We start from the raw sequence: 17,324 nt of genomic DNA on the forward strand, positions 1-17,324 counted from the left end.
GCGTCCCGAGGCGATCGCCGAGAGCTACTGGCACCTTCACACTCAGCCGCGCAGCGCCTGGACGTTGGAACTGGATTTACGCCCGTGGGTGGAGAAGTTTTAGCGCCGGATGAGGTATCCGCTGCTGCGGGCCGCGGCGGCAATGCTGTGTACCGGCGCCACAACGGTTATCCTCGGCGCAAGGCAATCTGAATTGTTGGGGGGTCCCATGGCGGGCTGCTGTCACGGCGTCGAGCGCCGCCTCGCCGAGCGGCGCGATCTCCAGACGCGCATGCTGTGGACGGTGCTCGCGATCAACGCCGTCATGTTCGTAGTGGAGTTCGCCGCCGGCTGGCTGGCCGCCTCAACCGCGCTCCTGGGCGACTCGCTCGATATGCTCGGTGATGCGCTGGTCTATTCCTTCAGCCTCCTGGCGGTGACGCGCAGCGCCCGCTGGAAAGCGGTTTCGGCGGGCTTGAAGGGCAGCATCATGGCCGTCTTCGGCGTGATTGTCCTGCTCGAGGCGACCGATAAGCTCCTTTCGGGCGGCGCCCCGGAGGCGATGCTTATGGCCTCGGTCGGAGGCGCGGCGCTGGCAGCAAATTCGGTGTGTCTCGCGTTGCTGACCCGACACCGCGACGATGACGTCAACATGCGCTCGGCCTGGATCTGCTCGCGCAATGACCTCATCGCAAATGCCGGTGTCTTGGCGGCAGCCGGCATCGTCGCCGTAACGGACAGCGCTTGGCCGGACATTCTGGTGGGCGTGGCCATCGCCACGCTTTTCCTGCGCTCGTCGCTCGGCGTGCTCCAAGACGCGCACCGCACTTACCACGCCGGGCCGAGCGCGGAGAGTGACGCCGGGCGTAGCTGACGTGGCCGCTTGCCGGCCATTGATGCGGTCCCGCGGCGATCGGCTTTCGCCACGCCGGTCAGCACAGCGGCACGCCCAGTGAAGCGTTCATACGCTCTCGTACCGGTAAGTGCCCCGCCGGGCGGGGCGCAGCAAATGGTTACGCAACTCCCAACGCCCTTCGGGCTCGCATTCGGCGACAAAGCGCACCGCGCCCGCCTCGTAAAAGGCGACCGGCAGGCCGTCTCGCAACAGAACACGATTTCCCGACACCGCCGGCAAACGCTCGCCCGGCGTGATGATGCCGATGAGATTCAGCGGATCGGCGGCGCAGAGGCGTACCGCTTCGTTATCGAACGCCGCCTTTCGGGTCTTGCGCAGCATTGCCACCGCTTGCGGCAGAGCGAACTGTTCACCGGCAAAGCCCGCGACGAAACGCCCGCCACGGATCTCGCCGCGGGCTTCCAGCCGCCGGTAGATGTAGAGCAGTTCCCGCCAGGACGGCAGATTGGATTCACGCTCCAGCACGCGCTTGAATACGACGCCGTAGCGAGCCAGCAGCGCCCAGGCGATGTGCTCCAACGTCTTGCTGTCGGCCTGGCGGCGCGTCTCGTCGTCCCAGAGGGTCGTCGCCTGCAACCGCGACCAGCGACCGGCCTCCTCCAGCCCCGAGAAACGTCGCCGCTTGATACGGGTTCGCGGCGCATGCACCGGGCGCCTGCCAGAGCGGTTGATCAGCGCGCGCAGCCCGGCAAACGAATCCGCGCTGGCTAGGCCCCAGGCGGCGAGCTCGGCCAGAGCGTCCTCCGCCTGGGTGCGCAGCAGACCCGCGGCCTCCTGCAGTTCGTGAAAAAAAGATGCCCCCCGCGCGTCCAGCACTTCCAGCAATTTGCGCGCGCTGGCGTTGAGCCTGAGTTCCTGGGGCGTAATTCCTGGCGCCAGCGCCTGCCAAAAGCGCAACGCCGGACGCTCAATGAGGGCAATGGGCGTATTGCGCACCGGCCCGACCCGCCTTTTGCCGTTGGCGGCTGGGACGGCATTGAGCCGCAGCCAGGCGAATCGGCCGGACCTACACAGGGCGTCCAGCATCCCCGGCTCGTAATCCCCCACCCGGGCGGGCAGCACATCGCTTTCCCAGGCCGCCGCCGGCACGCTGAACCCTTCCAGACGCTGCAACGCTTGGGTAAGCGCGCCAGAGCCTTCGGCCCGCTCCCCGGCCAGACCGTGCCACTCGAGGAGAAAGCGCATGAAGTGCTGCGGCGCGACCGCTTCGATCTCCTGGCGTCGGCGTTTCAGGGTATAGCGGTGAATGCGGGCCAACAGGCGACGCTCGCACCATTGAATGTGTGGCACGCTGGCCTCGAACCGGCCCTGAACGGCGAAACCCTCGGCTTCCAGCGCCCCCAAGGCCGCAACGGCGGCCGTTTCGGGCAAGCCGAGCGGTGCGATCAGGCGCTCGAGCGTGACCGGCCCCAGGCCTTCCAGACGACTGCGCAGCAGCTCTCGCAATGCCTCACTGGAATCACCCGGCGGTGTCCCTTCCATCACGGGAGAAATGGCAGGCGCGAGCGGCACATCGGCGAAAAGGAGCTGGACCTCCGCCAGACGCTCGGCGGCCACCCACAGCCGCTGGCCGCCTGGAAGCGTGACGCTCGTGGCGCGGCGCTCAGCGCACAGGGCCGCGAAAAACGCCTCCCAGCCCCCGCGCGGGTTGCCACCCGCGCCTTCGAGATCTCCGCGCCCACGCATTCCCTCCGCTCGGGTCAGGAAGCCGTTAATGACCAGCGCGTCGTGCAGTTCATCCGCATCGCGCGGCTCGGGCCAAGCCTGCGCGCGAACCCGTTCGATGGCCGCGTCATCGAGTTGCGCCTGGCCGGCCTCCTCGGCGCTCCAGTAGCCGCCGCTGCGTATTGCCCGGGTGCGGCGCTCCTCCTGGGCGCCGTCATCGAGAAAAGCGTAGTTTCGCGCGTTGATGATCTCTTCCGACAAGGGCGACGGCGTGGGCAGATCCCGCCCGATCACCTCGATCTCACCGGCCGCCAGACGCTTGAGCAACGCCTCGAGCCCCTCGATGTCCATGGTCTCCTGCAGGCAATCGGCAATCGTCTGGCTGACCAGCGGATGATCCGGGATGTCACGCGCGCCCGTTAGATTTTCCGCACAGGCCAGCTGATCCGGAAAGATCACGGCCATGAGGTCTTCGGCATCGGCGCGCTGAAACGGGGCGGGCGCGCGCCGGCCCTTGAAGTTCCGGCGCACGGCCAACGCGATTGTTGCAATCCAGCGCCAGCGGTTGCCGAACATCGGCGCATCCAGTACCGCCTGGGTGAGCACATCGCGCACGCTGCTCGATTTGAGATAACCGGCCACCTCTTCGAGCACGAAGCTGTGCGTGGCCCCCAGCGAGAGTACGATGCTGTCTTCCAGTGCTGCCGCCTGCAATTCGAAGTTGAACTTGCGGCAGAAACGCTTGCGCAGCGCGAGGCCCCAGGCGCGGTTCAAGCGCGACCCGTAGGGCGAATGCACGATCAGGTGCATGTCGCCGACCTCGTCGAAAAAGCGCTCGAAGACGATGCAGTGTTGCGTGGGCAACACGCCGAGCGCCGAGCGTGAGGCACCGTAGTAATCGGCCAGCTGCGCCGCCGCGGCCGGGGGGATCTGCAGCGATCGCTCGAGCCACGCGCTCGCGCTTGCCACACCGTCGGCCAGATGCTGCTCCAGATCGACGCGCAGGCGCGAGACGGCGGCGGACAGCTCGTCGGTGCGCCCCGGCGCCTCGCCAAACCAGAACGGGATATTGGGCGGCTGGCCGGCGGCATCCTCGACGAACACGCGCCCGGATTCGACTTTGAGGATTCGATAGGAAGCATTGCCCAGTTGGAAAATGTCACCGGGCAGACTCTCGAAAGCAAAATCCTCGTTGAGGCTACCGATTTTGAGACCGGCGGGGGTGAGGATGACATCGTAGTCGAACTGATCCGGGATGACGCCGCCGTTGGTCAAGGCGGTGAGCCGGGCGGATTTGCGCGGCCGCAGGCGAGCGTTGACGGCATCGCGGTGAATATGCGCGGCGCGCCGGCCACGCCGCGTGCTAACGCCATCGGCCAGCATGCGCACGGTGGCAGTAAACGCGTCGCGCGTGAGATCGCGATACGGCCAGGCCGTAACGTAGCGCTCGAATAACACCGCCTCCTCGCATTCGCCGGCCGCGGCGACTTCCGCCACGATCTGCTGCGCCAGCACATCGAGCGGCGCGACGGGAATCCGGATCGCGTCCAGCTCGCCGCGGCGCACGGCATCGAGCAGCGCCGTGCACTCCGCTAAATCGTCGCGCGAGAGCGGGAACAAACGGCCTTTGGGCAGGCCGCCCAGGGCGTGGCCGGATCGTCCGACCCGCTGCAGCAGCGTGGCGATGGCGCGGGGCGAGCCGATCTGGCAGACGAGATCGATTGCGCCGATGTCGATGCCCAATTCCAGCGAAGCCGTTGCCACCAAAGCGCGCAGCTCCCCGCGCTTTAGCCGTTGCTCGGCTTGCAGCCGGTGTTCGCGCGCCAGACTGCCGTGGTGAGCGGTCACGTTATTCTCGCCCAGGCGTTCGGCCAGATGCCGCGCGGCGCGTTCGGCGAGTCGCCGGGTATTGACGAAAATCAGCGTGGTTTCGTGGGCTTCGATCAAACCCGCGAGCTCATCGTAAATTTCACCGAAAGTCTCGTTGGACATGACCGCCGATAACGGCGAGTCGGGAACGCACAGGGCCAGATCACGCTCCCGCGTATGGCCGGTATCGACAATGTTGCAACCTCCCTCACGGCCGGTGAGGAAGGCCGCCATGGCCTCGATCGGCTTCTGGGTCGCGGACAAGCCGATGCGGGTTGGCCTCGAGCCCAGATGCTTTTCGACCAGTGCATCGAGACGCGCCAGCGACAGCATCAGATGCGCCCCGCGCTTGCTTCCGGCCACGGCGTGGACCTCATCCACGATGACCGTGCGCACCCTCGCCAGCAACTCGCGACCGGACGCGGCGGTGAGCAGTAGATAGAGCGATTCGGGGGTCGTCACCAAAATATGCGGGGGTTCGCGGCGCATGCGCGCGCGCTCGGACTGCGGCGTGTCGCCGGTGCGCACCCAGGCGCGGATGCCGGGCTTGGGGACACCCACGGCGCGCAGTCGTTCGGCAACCCCTTCCAGCGGCTCCTGCAGATTCTTCTGCACGTCGTTCGACAACGCCTTGAGGGGCGAGACATAGAGGACACGGGTTATGTCGGGCAGCGGCGTGGCGAGCCCGTCGCGCACCAGTTCGTCGATCGCGGCAAGAAACGCGGCCAGCGTTTTGCCGGAACCAGTGGGTGCGGCGATCAGCGTATCCCGGCCATCGTGTATCGCCTGCCAGGCCTGGGCCTGTGCCCGCGTCGGGCGGCCAAAGCGCTGTACAAACCAATCCTGGATTGCCGGATGGAAGTGGCCGCTTATCTGTGCAGTCGAGCCCATGCCACTAGTTTACCTCCGAGCCGCTGGCATGGGGGCTAGCGCATTTCCTCACGCCCCGTCGAGCGCCCGCAATAGGGAAAAGCCGGTAGCGGCGAGCAACGCGGCCACGGGCAAGGTAATCAGCCAGGCCAAGGCCACGGTCGAGATCACTGCCCAGTGGGCACCGCCGGTCCTCGTGCCGATCCCGCACAACGCGCCCACCGAGACATGGGTGGTGGACACCGGCACTCCCCAACGAGACGCATTGATCACCAGCGCGGCGGTGACCAGGTTCGCCACCAGCCCTTGACCGGGATTCATCGCGGTCACCCGATGGGCCATGGTCTCGGCGACCCGGCGGGCGCCGAGCAGCCCGCCGCTCGCCATCACGGCGGCCACCGCCATCATGCCCTGGCTCGGTTGGAGGCTCTCGCCCACCAGCAGCAGCGCCGCGATCTTGGGGGTATCGTTCAACCCTCGGGCGAAGCTCACCGCGGCACTGCTAAGGTAGTGCACCCCGTCCAGTACGCGGGCCATGTCCAGGCCCAGCATCTCGCCCGTGTAGCCGGTACGGCAATGGGGGGTCACGCCCATGTGGAGCGTGGGCAGCTTGCGAGCGACGCTCAAAGAGGCGGTGGCGCCTTCCGGCAACCGCGCAACGATGACCGCCCCGAGACAGATACAGCTCTGGCGCTCGACTCCCAGCCGTTGCCGCACACGATGTGCCAGCGCATAGAGCAGCCAGGCGCCCAGCATCCCCAGCAGCGGCCCGGCGATGAGCGGCAGCAATACGACGACGCCCAGCCGGGAGACATTCAAGCCCGCGGGCGAGGCGAGAACGCCGGCCCCAATCAATCCGCCCACCAGGGCATGGGTGGTGGAAACGGGCAAACCGAGGCGGCTCGCCAACATCACCGTCACGCCCGCGCCCAAGGCAACGGCGCCCGTGAAAGCGGGCATGGCCACCACCGCCTCGGGCACCAGGCCCTTGCCGCTGAACGTTGCCAGCAAGCTGCGGGCGAGCGCGATGGCGGCCAGAGAACCCAGCAGCGTGGCCCCGGTCGCCCAGCCTATTGCGCGCCGGTAGCTCGTGACGCCGCCACCCAGCAGCGAGGCGACACCTTTTACGTTATCGTTCGCGCCGTTGGCATACGCCAGCAGCAGCGCGACGCAGATGATGCCCCAATGCTCCATAGCAGCACGTGCGGCAGCGGGTCATGCCCTCCTGCGACCGAAGGTCTTGCCCAGCAGTCTCGGGCCCAGGCCGCCGCGCGCCAATACGTACTCGCCGCAATGCGTGTGGGATGCGCCTCCGGAGCCCTTGCCGGCAGGGGCGCTCGTTGTCCTGGCGGGGAGGGTGGTTTTCCCGAATACGATCAATAAGTCACGTCAAACGGGATCGATACGCTGCCAAATGATTCGCCTGTCTCAGCGCCGATGAGCTGCGCTTGGAGATGGACTCTGTTCAGATCCTGTTTCAGTTTCTCGAAGTACAGATACCCTTTCGCTCTGCCGCCTGGATCAACAACTCCCTCGGGCAGGGCGCGCTCGAGCATGTCGCGGGTCGGCAACTGAATGCTCCTCAGGTCGTGAGTATCATAGTAGAAGGGGTCGTAACCGAAGCCCGTGTATATGCCGCCTAGGCCCCCATAATAAGGGCCCCAATAGGGAGCGGATCGGAACCCGCTGAACTCGCTCTCGTAGTGAGGGGAGAAATCCTGCACCCGCACGGTCGCGCTTTTGTCGATCGCCATCGGCGCAAGCGCGGAATGATGGGTTCCGTCCGCGCCTACCAGCTGGAACGCTTTGTATTGCACACGCAACGGCCGCTCGGAGCGATTGTGGATCGTAAGCAGCACGGGCTCGACCTGTTTTAGGTCTCGGGGCGTACCGTCCCATGCCTGCACGCTCGCCTTCACCTGCACGCCCTGCGCGCTCGCCCCGGCGCCAACAGCCGGACCGCTCAGCCGCTGGGCTCCCGCTGTCGGCTGCAATTCCGGGGTCGACGTGCAACCGGCCAGCACGGCAACCAGAAACGTTGCGGCCAGCCCCATCGCGCCTGTGATGCCGTGCGGAGTCCGCAAAACGGGATACATCATCATATGGCCAACCTTCGCTACCCAACCAACGACTCGCTACCAGTGGACGCTGCCTGGCGCATTCGCGATCACGCCGCACGCCGCTGATATCCCGTTTGAGAGATCGCTCGCCGCCCGGGTTCCGCGCGGTTCGCCGCGATGATGGGCATGGCGAAGAACACACGGCCGACATCCCAGCCAATAACAGCGGCCAATCGCCAGGGTACGTAATACTGCGGATGTTCGGCGCCCTCGCTGGAACGCAGACTATCCGCCAATACCCCTTCAACGTAGGACACTGTTGAGGCGAGGCCATTGACCTGGTCGCCGCCGGGAAGGTTCATGAGGCGTTTGATGCGTGGCTACAATGCAACCATCCGTCGTGCCGGCCTCTTCCTCCTTCTGCTCCTTTGCGGGGGTGCACCGCTTGGCGCAACCAAGGCGCCGGCCACCGACGCTTCCCTTGCCGAAGTCTATTCCCCCTTTGCGGAACTGCTGAATCGCTATGTCATAGAGACGCGAACCTCGCAAGGGGGGCTGGTCTCTGCATTCGATTACCACGCCGCCTTGCAACAGGCGGAAACGAAGTGTCTTCTCCGAGAGCAGAATATCAAGCTGGCCGGTTTTGACCGCTCGAGGCTGAAACGGCGGGAAACCGCGCTCGCCTTCTGGCTCAACGCGTACAATTACTTCATGATCGCGCACGTTCTCGAGAATCCGAAAAACGGCGAGCCGGTGGACAGCGTGCGTGACTTCGGCCACCTGCTCGATCCGTATCGAATTTTCAAGCGGGAAATTTTCGAGGTGGGCGGCCGCGAATTCAGCCTCGATGAAATCGAAAAGGAGATACTCCTCGGCGATGAGTACCGGCAAAGGGGCTGGAAAGACGCGCGCGTTCACTTTGCCGTCAACTGCGCTTCCGTGGGCTGTCCGCCGCTGCGCGGCGAGCCGTACTTGCCGGGAAGTCTCGACGAGAGACTAACGGAGAATGTCCGTTTTGCGCTGAATACGCCCCGGCACCTGCACCTGGAAGGCGATACGCTCTACGTCTCGCGGCTTTTTGACTGGTACGAGGCGGATTTCGTGCAAGTGCAAGGCTCAGTGCAGGGTTTCATCAAGGCATACGGCGGCACGGACGTCGATCACGCCGTGAACCAGGCAAAACGTATTCGCTACATCGACTATGACTGGGATCTGAACCGGCCCGAGAACTATCCGGAACTCGACGGCTGAATCAAGACGCCGGGGCACACCGAGCCCGGAAAGGTCTCGGAACGAGCGTGCGAACCGCGGGGCTTCGAACTCGCCCGCGCCAGAGCAAAGGACAGGCGTGGCGCCACACCCACCGCGACTCAGCGGCGCCGGCGCCCTCGCCACGTCCCGGCTCGAGGCCAGGCCCCTGGAAGGAGAAGGCATCACCATGCACGAAGGCGCCATTCCCAAAAAGCCCCATCTGAACCCGCACAAATTCCGTGATCCGGAGTTCACCGCGGACGGCAAACGCCGCGCCCGGGTCCGCTTGCAGCGGCTCGATACCCTTTGGTTCAACACCGGAACGCTGTGCAACCTCACCTGCCGCAACTGCTACATCGAGTCCTCGCCGCGCAATGACCGCTTGGTATACATCAGTCACGAGGAGGTATGCTCCTACCTCGGTGAGATCGCGCGCGACGGTCTCGGCACCCGCCTGATCGGTTTCACCGGCGGTGAGCCGTTCATGAACCCGCACATGCCGAGGATCCTCGAAGAGGTGCTCGAGCGCGGTTTCGACGCACTGATGCTGACCAATGCCATGAAGCCGATGATGAAAGTGGCCGCGCGGCTGCTGGACATCCGCGCCCGCCATGGCGAGCATCTGACGATGCGCGTGTCCATCGATCACTACACGAAGGCCCTCCACGAACTGGAGCGCGGCCCCAGGTCTTGGGCGCCGATGATGGAGGGCCTGCGCTGGCTGACCCGCAACGGCTTTGTCGTGCATCTTGCCGGACGGCTGTTCTCCGGCGAGCCGGAAAAGCGCGTGCGCGAGGGGTTCGCGCGGCTTCTCGAGCGCGAGGCGATTGCGCTCGACGCCCATGATCCGGCCACTCTGGTGCTCTTTCCGGAAATGGACGCGCAGCTCGATGTGCCGGAGATCAGCGAAGCGTGCTGGGAGAAGCTCGGCACCTCGCCGCAGGCGATGATGTGCGCGAGCTCACGCATGGTGGTGAAGCAAAAGGGCGCCGCGCGCCCGAGTGTCGTTGCCTGCACCCTGCTGCCCTACGTTCCATGCTTCGAGCTCGGAGCGACGCTTGCGGAGTCCGCCGGTGAGGTGAAGCTCAATCACCCACACTGCGCCAGATTCTGCGTGCTCGGCGGGGGGAGCTGCGGCGGGCAATAGCCGAGATCCACAACCCGCTGCGCTTTCGGATCGGGAGCCGCGCGAAGGGTGTTGGGAGCGCCGGCTCACGTCGAGCGCATGGCGGCCCCAGCGCTCAGGCGGAAGCTCGAAGCGCGATAGGGAATTTTTCAGGCACGCACCAGAGGAACACCCGATGAATGCGCGCAAATGGCTGCTGCTCGGCGTGCTCGCTCTGATCGTTATCGCGTTTTTCGCATTCGATCTAGGACGTTTCCTGAATTTTGCCTACCTCGAGGCACAGCATTCGGCTTTGCAAGCAAGCGTCGCCGAACATCCGCTGACTTCCGCAGCGATTTATTTTTCGATCTACGTGGCCGTGACCGCTTTCTCCCTGCCGGGCGCGGCCGTGATGACGCTCGCCGGAGGCGCCGTCTTCGGTCTTGTGTGGGGCGTGCTGCTCGTCTCCTTCGCCTCCACGCTCGGAGCGACGCTGGCGTTTCTGATCTCACGCTTCGTGCTGCGTGACACGGTCCGCCGGCGCTTCGGAGCGCGGCTGTCCACCATCGACCGCGGTATCGCCAAGGACGGGGCGTTTTATCTCTTTGCCCTGCGGCTCGTGCCGGTGTTTCCGTTCTTTGTCATCAACCTCTTGATGGGCCTGACCGCGCTCGGGACGACGACCTTCTGGTGGGTGAGCCAGCTCGGGATGCTGCCGGGCACGCTCGTCTACGTAAACGCCGGCGTGCATCTGGGGCAGGTCGACTCCCCTGCCGACATCCTCTCCCCCGGCCTGCTCTTCGCGTTCGCCGTGCTCGGCGTGTTTCCACTGCTCGCGAAAAAGGCACTGGCCTTCATACAGTCCCGCAAATCGCTGCGAGCTTTTGAAAAGCCCCGGCGCTTTGATCGGAATCTGATCGTGATCGGCGCCGGCTCCGCCGGTCTGGTCAGCGCCTACATCGGCGCCGCCGTCAAGGCCAAAGTGACGCTCATCGAAAAGCACAAGATGGGGGGCGACTGTCTCAATACCGGCTGTGTGCCGTCCAAGGCGCTGCTGCGCTCGGCCAGGTTCGTCTCGCATGTGCGTCGCGCGAGAGAGTTCGGGGCGCACGCCGCGGATGTCGACTTCGATTTCGCGCAGATAATGGAGCGCGTGCAACAAGTGATCCGACGGGTGGAGCCGCACGATTCGCCGGCTCGGTATCGAGCGCTTGGCGTGGAGGTCATCGAGGGTGAAGCCAGAATCGTCTCGCCCTATGCCGTCGAGGTCGACGGCCGTCGCCTCACCACACGCGCCATCATCGTCGCCGCCGGTGCGTCGCCGCTGGTGCCCCCCATACCGGGGCTGGCGGAGGCCGGCTATCTCACGACGGACACGGTTTGGGACCTCCGCGCCCGGCCGGCGCGCCTGGTGGTGCTCGGCGGCGGCCCCGTCGGCAGCGAGCTGGCGCAGGCATTTGGCCGGCTCGGCTGTAACGTGACCCAGGTGGAAATGGGCGAGCGTCTGCTGCCGCGCGAGGATCCGGAGATCTCCGCGCGGGTGCTGGAGCGCTTCCGGGCCGAAGGTATCGACATGCGGCTCGCTCACAAGGCCAAGGCGGCGCGCCGGGAGGCGGGCCGCAAGATATTGGTGTGCGAGCATGCGGGTGAGGACGTGGCGCTCGCCTGCGACGAAATCCTGGTGGCCGTCGGCCGTGCCGCCAACGTCAAAGGCTATGGCCTGGAGGCATTGGGGGTGGAGCTGAGCGAGCAGCGGACACTCGCCGTGAACGGCTTTCTGCAGACCAACTATCCCACCATCTTTGCATGCGGCGACGTCGCCGGGCCGTATCAGTTCACCCACACCGCCGCACATCAAGCGTGGTATGCCGCCGCCAACGCCCTGTTCGGCAGCCCGCTCAAGCGCTTCCGAGCGGATTACTCCGTGATCCCCTGGGCGACGTTCACCGAACCGGAGGTCGCCACGGTGGGGCTCAACGAAACCGCGGCCAAGCAGCAAGGCGTGCCCTACCGGGTCACGACCTACGGCATCGACGACCTGGACCGGGCCATTGCCGAGTCCGAGGCGCATGGCCTGGTAAAAGTGCTCACCGTACCGGGCAAAGACACGATCCTGGGAGCGACCATCGTCGGTGAGCACGCCGGTGACCTCATCGCCGAATTCGTGCTGGCCATGCGCTGGAAACTCGGGTTGAACAAAATCCTCGGCACCATTCACGTCTATCCCACCCTGACGGAAGCCAACAAATACGCGGCCGGCGCCTGGCGTCGGGAGAACACGTCGGCAAGAACGCTGCGTTGGCTGGAGCGCTTCCACACTTGGCGCCGCCGCGGTTTGCGTGGCGAAGCCCCGCGGGCCCGTGCCCACGGCGGGACGGCATGAGCCGTCGCGCGGGCGAGCGGGATACCGCACGTGAATTGACCTGCCTCGTTGAAGCGTTCGTAGGAATTTTGCCCCGCGGCTCCCAGGCAACCCGTTCGCGAGGTCCCGGCGCCGCGCGGGCCCCCTACCCTTTGGCTGACCGCCGGCGTTATTCAGGCTCGCGGCCGGGTGGGTTCAGGCGTACCCTAACGTTCTACCCCAGCGCATTTGGACCGTGCCATGAAACGCCTTTGGCTCATCGATGCCAGCTATATTCACGCCAACAGCGTGCAACGCTTTGGCGCGCACAGCCGGGTCGACTATTTGAGGCTGCGGCGCCTGGTCGAAGAACATCTCGGCCCTTTGTGGCGCGGGTACTATTTAAACAGCGTGCAAAGCGAGGCGCACAGCGCCCGTGAGCGCTTCCATAGCTGGCTTCAGAGTGCGGCACCCAACGGCCCGCATCTCATTGTGAAACTCTACGGCCTGAAGAACGAGCGGGTCGAAAACGCGTTCTGCATCGAATGTGGGACGAAAACCGAGCTGCGCTGTCCGCGCGGCGGGTCGGCCCATAATCTGGTCAACCAACGCCAGATGGGCGTGGACGTGGGGCTTGCCACACTGGCGCTCGCCCATAAGGATCGCTACGACTGCCTTGTCCTCTCCTCGGGCGACGGGGATCTATTGGACGCGGTGGAACACCTCTCCGAGAGCGGCAAAGGCATTGAGCTCGCCGTTTTCTCCACCGGTGTTTCAACGGATCTTCAGGCGCGAGCCGACCGCGTGCTGTGGATCGACGAGCACATGGACGAGGTGGCGACGCCGGGTTGATGGGGCCGTCGGCCCGATCACCCGTCTGCACAGCCACGGCAACACCGACCTCGGCGAACCAAACCCGAACTTCGCCGTCTAACGTTCGGAAGCCTACCCCGGCCCGCCTGATCGTCGTGTCACGCGGACGGGGCCGACGGCGGATACCGTGTGCTCGACGGGGCCGGCCCGTGAAAGGAGATTCAAGCGATGGAAAAACGGCGCGACAAGCACTTCACCCGACGCCAAGTGCTGCAGCTTGCCGGGTACTCGGCCGCCGCTGCCCCCCTTCTCATGCTGCTGACGGCGCGGCCCGCTTGGAGTCAAGGCAAAACCAGCCAGCAAGCCGCGAATTACCAGGATCAACCCAAAAACGGCCAGCAGTGCTCGGGCTGCGAGAACTTTATCGCGCCTGACCGATGCAACTTGGTCGAGGGCAAGATCAGCTCCGAGGGCTGGTGCAGGTTATACACCCCCAAGCAAGGTTGAATCGGGCGGTCGCCGGCCAGCCTGGGGCTGGCTGCATCGACCACCGCAACGGCGATGGGGATGCCGTTTCGGCGCTGTTCTCGGCATTGGCATGCCTTGCCGCCAGCCATGAGACGGCACGTGCCAAGCGTCGCTTTTTCCCCTGCAAAATGGTCTAAGCGTTAGTAGCAACGGCGGTATGCGGCACGACTCGCATTGCCGCTTTTGCCACGTGCGCAGCGGGGCGTTTTCTCCGATGAATTTCAGGATTCGGGCGACCGCGTAGGTGCCGCACAGCAAGCGGCCATATTGACTACCGAAAGGAGTGCATCATGTCCACGAAGAGCATTTTGAATTGGATTGCGTTGATTCTGCTGATTATCGGCGGATTGAACTGGGGTCTGGTAGGCTTGTTCCAGCTCAACCTCGTCGGTGCCATTTTTGGTGGCGCCGTATGGCTCGAGCGCCTGATCTATATTCTCGTGGGCGTCGCGGCCGTATACGTGCTCGTCACAAGCCCTCGGCTCGTCAGGGAAGTACCGGCCCGGACATAGCACCGGCATTTCTGCGAGAGCACGCGGCGGCTGGGCCGTTGCAAGGCAGCCGCCGCCTGCTCGAGCTCGACCGAGGAGAAAAGACACGCCGGGCGGTCATTCGCCCGGAGCGCCTCGGTTCACCGCGCTGCTCGAGCGCACCGCGGCCAGCAAATCCTCCGCCGGCCCCGCCTTGGGCAAATAGCATTCGGCGCCGGCGTCCCGCATCGTAATCGCGCACCGCTCGTCGTCGAACATCGACAACCCGATCACGCGTATTGCCGGATGGCGGGCCTTGATCCGCCGGGTCGCCTCGATGCCGTCCATCTGCGGCATGGAGACATCCATCAGGATCAGATCCGGACGAAGCTTTTCGGCCAGCTCCTGTGCCTGGGCGCCGTCATCGGCCTCGCCGACGATCTCCAGATCCTGCTCCAGCTCCAATAACGAGCGCAGCCCGCTGCGCATCATTTGATGGTCATCCACGAGCATGATCCGCAGCCGCTGCAATTCCTGACCGCCAGCGCCGCTGTCCGCAGCCAAAGTCGACGGCGTTGCCGCATCGCCCGGCTTCGTCGAATCGATCGTCGAGCTTGCCGGCTCGAGTGGCATAGCGAGCGTGAAGTTAGTGCCCACCCCCTCGTTGCGGCCGATCTCGAACCAACCACCGAGGAGGCTCGCCCGCTCGCGGATGCCCTGCAAGCCGAACCCGGCCCCTCCCTCCTGTAACGCCGTCATGTCCGTGCTCTCGCCACGGTCCTGCACGCACAACACCACGCGGCTCTCTTCCCGCGCCAAGCGCATGTGCGCCTCCGCCACGCCGGCGTGCTTGGCTACATTGAAAAGCAGTTCCTGGGCACTGCGGTAAAGGAACGTGCGCACCCAGCCGTCGCGCAAATCGGCATCGGGGTCGGCGTCCGCGGTCACTTTCAGCTCGTGCAGTTGGTTCATCCGCTTGGCCAGCCACCGGAGCGCGGCAGGGAGACCTTCACGTCGCAATATCGCCAGGTTGAATTCGTGCGAGAGATTCCGCGACTGCTCGATTGCCTGCGACAAAAGCTCGGACAGCGCCTGAACGGTCTTGTCCAATCGGTCTTGATCCGAGCGCTTGCGCAGCCCGGCCACGCGCATCCTCGCGCCCACCAGAAGCTGCTGCAAATCCTCGTGCAGAATTTCCGCCAAGCGCTGCCGCTCCCGTTCCTCGGCGTCCGAAAGCTCCAGGGCCAGCCGCTGAAGTTGCCGGGCGCGGTCTTCCAGCCGATCAAGCAGTCGCTGAACCTCATACTGCCGCAGGCGGTTCTGCAGCGCCGCGCGCACAGTCGTGACGAGTGTCGAGACTTTCAATGGCCGGTGCAGCAGCGTCGTGTTTCGCCGCGCCACGAGGTCGTGGAAGTGTTCCGACACCGCCGCAGGTCCGGCGACGAGAATCAGCGGCGGATCCGACCACACCGGCTGATCCGCCAGAACCGCCTCCAGCGCTGCGCCATGCCGGGCACTAAGCGCCTCGGCGCCGATCACCGCCGGTCCCGCGCCGCGGCGGATCTCCGCGAGCAGCTCATCCGCCGTCGAGCAGACACGACATGGCAGAGCCATGCGACGCAGCGCCTTGGCGGTCAGCTCCGCGTCTCGGCCAATGGGTGCCAAAACCAGCACCGATCCGGATCGGCCGACCGATTCAACTTCCGTCGTCCGATCCATCGCGCGTGTCCTTTTCGGCGTCCATCAACTTGCCTGCTTTGCCGATATACTCGGGCATTCCGGAAAGCACGTTGCGGAAATCGCTCAGCGGGGGGCCGAGCTCGATACCGCCCGGGCCGCCCTGGAACTCGCGGATCGCGCGTTCGTGGCGACCGTGGCGCTTTTTGAGCACCGACACGCAGCGGCGCACTTCGCCGGTCGCCTCAAAGTGGCGCATCATGACCACCGTGTCGGCGATATAGCTCACATTCTCGTCGAAGCCGCTGATGCCCTCTCCCTTCAGCCCGCTGATCGGAAGGATCAGCAGCGTCAATACCCCGGCATTTCCCAGATAGGTGAGCATCTCATGGAGCTGCACGATCAGCTTCTCTTCGGGGATGGCATGGAAGAAGCCTGTGAGGCTGTCGATCACCACCACCTTCACGCCCCGCTGCTCCACGGCCGAGCAGAGATCGTGCACGAACTCGCCGAACGTCATGCTGCCGAAATTCACCTGCCGCAAATCCACCCGCCCCTCGTCCATATGACGGATAACATCCATGCCGAGCCCCTGAGAGCGGCGAATGAAGGTCTGGCGCCGCTCGTCGAAGCAGTAGATGATCGAGCGCTCGCCACGCTCAGCCGCCGCCTGGACATAGAGCGACGCCAGCGTGCTCTTGCCCGCGCCGGTCGTCCCCAGGACGAGGCAGGCCGTGCCGCCCTCCAGGCCGCCCCCGAACAGCCTGTCCAGATCCTCATTGCCGCTGGAAACGAGCGACCATTGCGGCTCGGCTGCGTCGCTGGGAACTTCCAGGTTGGGATACACCTCGATACCGCCGGTCAGCAGGCGGAAGCTGTGCCGGCCATCGGCGTACGGCACGCCGCGTACCTTTATCACCTCGAGCCAGCGCCGCCGCGGCCCGGCAGGCAATTGGTCGGCTCCCAGCGCGATTACGCCGTGAACGCCCACCTGAAATAACGGCATGTCCATCGTCATGTCGTCGTTGGCGATGAACACAGAGGTGCAGCGGGTTTCCTCCAGGCGCTGCTTGAATTTGAGCATCTGCCGGCGAAGCTGTCGCGGGCTGTCCACGAGCGTCGCCAACTCGGTGATCGAATCGAAGACCAGCCGCTCGGGCCCGCATCGTTCAATCGCCTCGACAATGGCCTCGCTCACCTCCTGGAGCTCGAATTCGCCGGGGCTGAACATCGTCTGCTCTTCGGTGGCGCTCTGACGGAGGCTCTGCGGCAGATCCAGAAAGTCGACGCCCTCCAGCGACCAGCCGTGCGAGGCGAAAACTCCCTGCAACTCCCAACGCCGCTGCAACAGGGAGACGAACAGCACGCGCTGTCCCCGCCGGACGCCTTCAAAGAGAAATTGAAAGCCGACCGTGGTCTTGCCCGTTCCCGCCCCGCCTTGGATGAGGTAGCTCATGCCGTGCGGTAAGCCGCCGCGGAGGATTTCGTCCAACCCCGCAATACCCGTGCTGACGGCTGGATTCAAGTCATTGTTTTCACTCAAATATCTACCCTGGCCGTGAGAACGCCGGCGTTGCTGCGACGACGCGCCTCACCCTTCTCACGAAAATCCGAGATCGGTAAAGACGAAATTCGCCGTGGTCGCCGCTACATTCAGGTTAGCCGCTCGATTCCAGTATCCACCGCAACTATAGTCCGGCCTTTCAGTCCGCGGCACGTTATTCCATGGCGATCTTTGCCCTGGAATTGTTGCAGACGCCTGCTCTGGGATGACACCCGG

Annotated in this window: 13 protein-coding genes; 7 read left to right on the forward strand and 6 right to left on the reverse strand. The window is 64.9% G+C overall.

What is annotated here, in order from left to right; all coding sequences use genetic code 11:
- Nucleotides 1–208: 208 nt before the first annotated feature.
- Nucleotides 209–853: a cation efflux transmembrane domain-containing protein gene (locus AC52Q4_RS01175; protein ID WP_495534968.1), complete on the forward strand. Its 645-nt coding sequence runs from the start codon at nucleotides 209–211 to the stop codon at nucleotides 851–853.
- 87 nt (nucleotides 854–940) lie between these two features.
- Here the strand turns inward: AC52Q4_RS01175 and AC52Q4_RS01180 are convergent, their stop codons facing one another.
- From AC52Q4_RS01180 to AC52Q4_RS01195, 4 genes are all read right to left on the reverse strand, one after another.
- Nucleotides 941–5,320: a DEAD/DEAH box helicase gene (locus tag AC52Q4_RS01180; RefSeq protein ID WP_495534969.1), complete on the reverse strand. Its 4,380-nt coding sequence runs from the start codon at nucleotides 5,318–5,320 to the stop codon at nucleotides 941–943.
- A 48-nt stretch (nucleotides 5,321–5,368) separates the two neighbouring features.
- Nucleotides 5,369–6,493 (reverse strand): inorganic phosphate transporter, encoded by a 1,125-nt coding sequence (locus AC52Q4_RS01185; RefSeq protein WP_495534970.1) that lies wholly within the window; start codon nucleotides 6,491–6,493, stop codon nucleotides 5,369–5,371.
- Nucleotides 6,494–6,675: 182 nt separating this feature from the next.
- Nucleotides 6,676–7,401 (reverse strand): putative periplasmic lipoprotein, encoded by a 726-nt coding sequence (locus AC52Q4_RS01190; protein ID WP_495534971.1) that lies wholly within the window; start codon nucleotides 7,399–7,401, stop codon nucleotides 6,676–6,678.
- Nucleotides 7,402–7,466: 65 nt separating this feature from the next.
- Nucleotides 7,467–7,721 carry a hypothetical protein gene (locus tag AC52Q4_RS01195; RefSeq protein ID WP_495534972.1) on the reverse strand — a complete coding sequence of 85 codons (255 nt, stop codon included), beginning with the start codon at nucleotides 7,719–7,721 and terminating at the stop codon, nucleotides 7,467–7,469.
- Nucleotides 7,722–7,731: 10 nt separating this feature from the next.
- On the opposite strand from AC52Q4_RS01195, the gene AC52Q4_RS01200 reads away from it, so the two are divergent.
- The 6 genes from AC52Q4_RS01200 (at nucleotide 7,732) to AC52Q4_RS01225 (ending at nucleotide 13,909) form a co-directional block, all read left to right on the forward strand.
- Nucleotides 7,732–8,610, forward strand: a complete 879-nt coding sequence (locus AC52Q4_RS01200; protein WP_495534973.1) for a DUF547 domain-containing protein — start codon at nucleotides 7,732–7,734, stop codon at nucleotides 8,608–8,610.
- 97 nt (nucleotides 8,611–8,707) lie between these two features.
- The gene (locus AC52Q4_RS01205; RefSeq protein WP_495534974.1) at nucleotides 8,708–9,757 is read left to right on the forward strand and encodes a radical SAM protein; all 1,050 of its coding nucleotides are present in this window, start codon (nucleotides 8,708–8,710) and stop codon (nucleotides 9,755–9,757) included.
- Between the two features lie 154 nt (nucleotides 9,758–9,911).
- Entirely contained in the window at nucleotides 9,912–12,098 is a 2,187-nt protein-coding gene (locus tag AC52Q4_RS01210) for a dihydrolipoyl dehydrogenase family protein (RefSeq protein ID WP_495534975.1), read from the forward strand.
- Between the two features lie 219 nt (nucleotides 12,099–12,317).
- Nucleotides 12,318–12,908 (forward strand): NYN domain-containing protein, encoded by a 591-nt coding sequence (locus AC52Q4_RS01215; RefSeq protein WP_495534976.1) that lies wholly within the window; start codon nucleotides 12,318–12,320, stop codon nucleotides 12,906–12,908.
- Nucleotides 12,909–13,097: 189 nt separating this feature from the next.
- Nucleotides 13,098–13,376, forward strand: a complete 279-nt coding sequence (locus tag AC52Q4_RS01220; RefSeq protein WP_495534977.1) for a hypothetical protein — start codon at nucleotides 13,098–13,100, stop codon at nucleotides 13,374–13,376.
- 311 nt (nucleotides 13,377–13,687) lie between these two features.
- Entirely contained in the window at nucleotides 13,688–13,909 is a 222-nt protein-coding gene (locus AC52Q4_RS01225; protein WP_495534978.1) for a DUF378 domain-containing protein, read from the forward strand.
- 96 nt (nucleotides 13,910–14,005) lie between these two features.
- On the opposite strand, the gene AC52Q4_RS01230 is transcribed toward AC52Q4_RS01225, so the two are convergent.
- A complete protein-coding gene (locus tag AC52Q4_RS01230; protein WP_495534979.1) occupies nucleotides 14,006–15,586 on the reverse strand; it encodes an ATP-binding response regulator in 1,581 nt (526 codons plus the stop codon).
- Entirely contained in the window at nucleotides 15,564–17,087 is a 1,524-nt protein-coding gene (locus tag AC52Q4_RS01235; RefSeq protein WP_495534980.1) for an ATPase domain-containing protein, read from the reverse strand. The genes AC52Q4_RS01230 and AC52Q4_RS01235 overlap by 23 nt, the downstream gene beginning before the upstream one ends.
- Between the last annotated feature and the right edge of the window lie 237 nt (nucleotides 17,088–17,324).

The sequence above is a fragment of the Nitrococcus sp. genome (genome assembly GCF_059432795.1).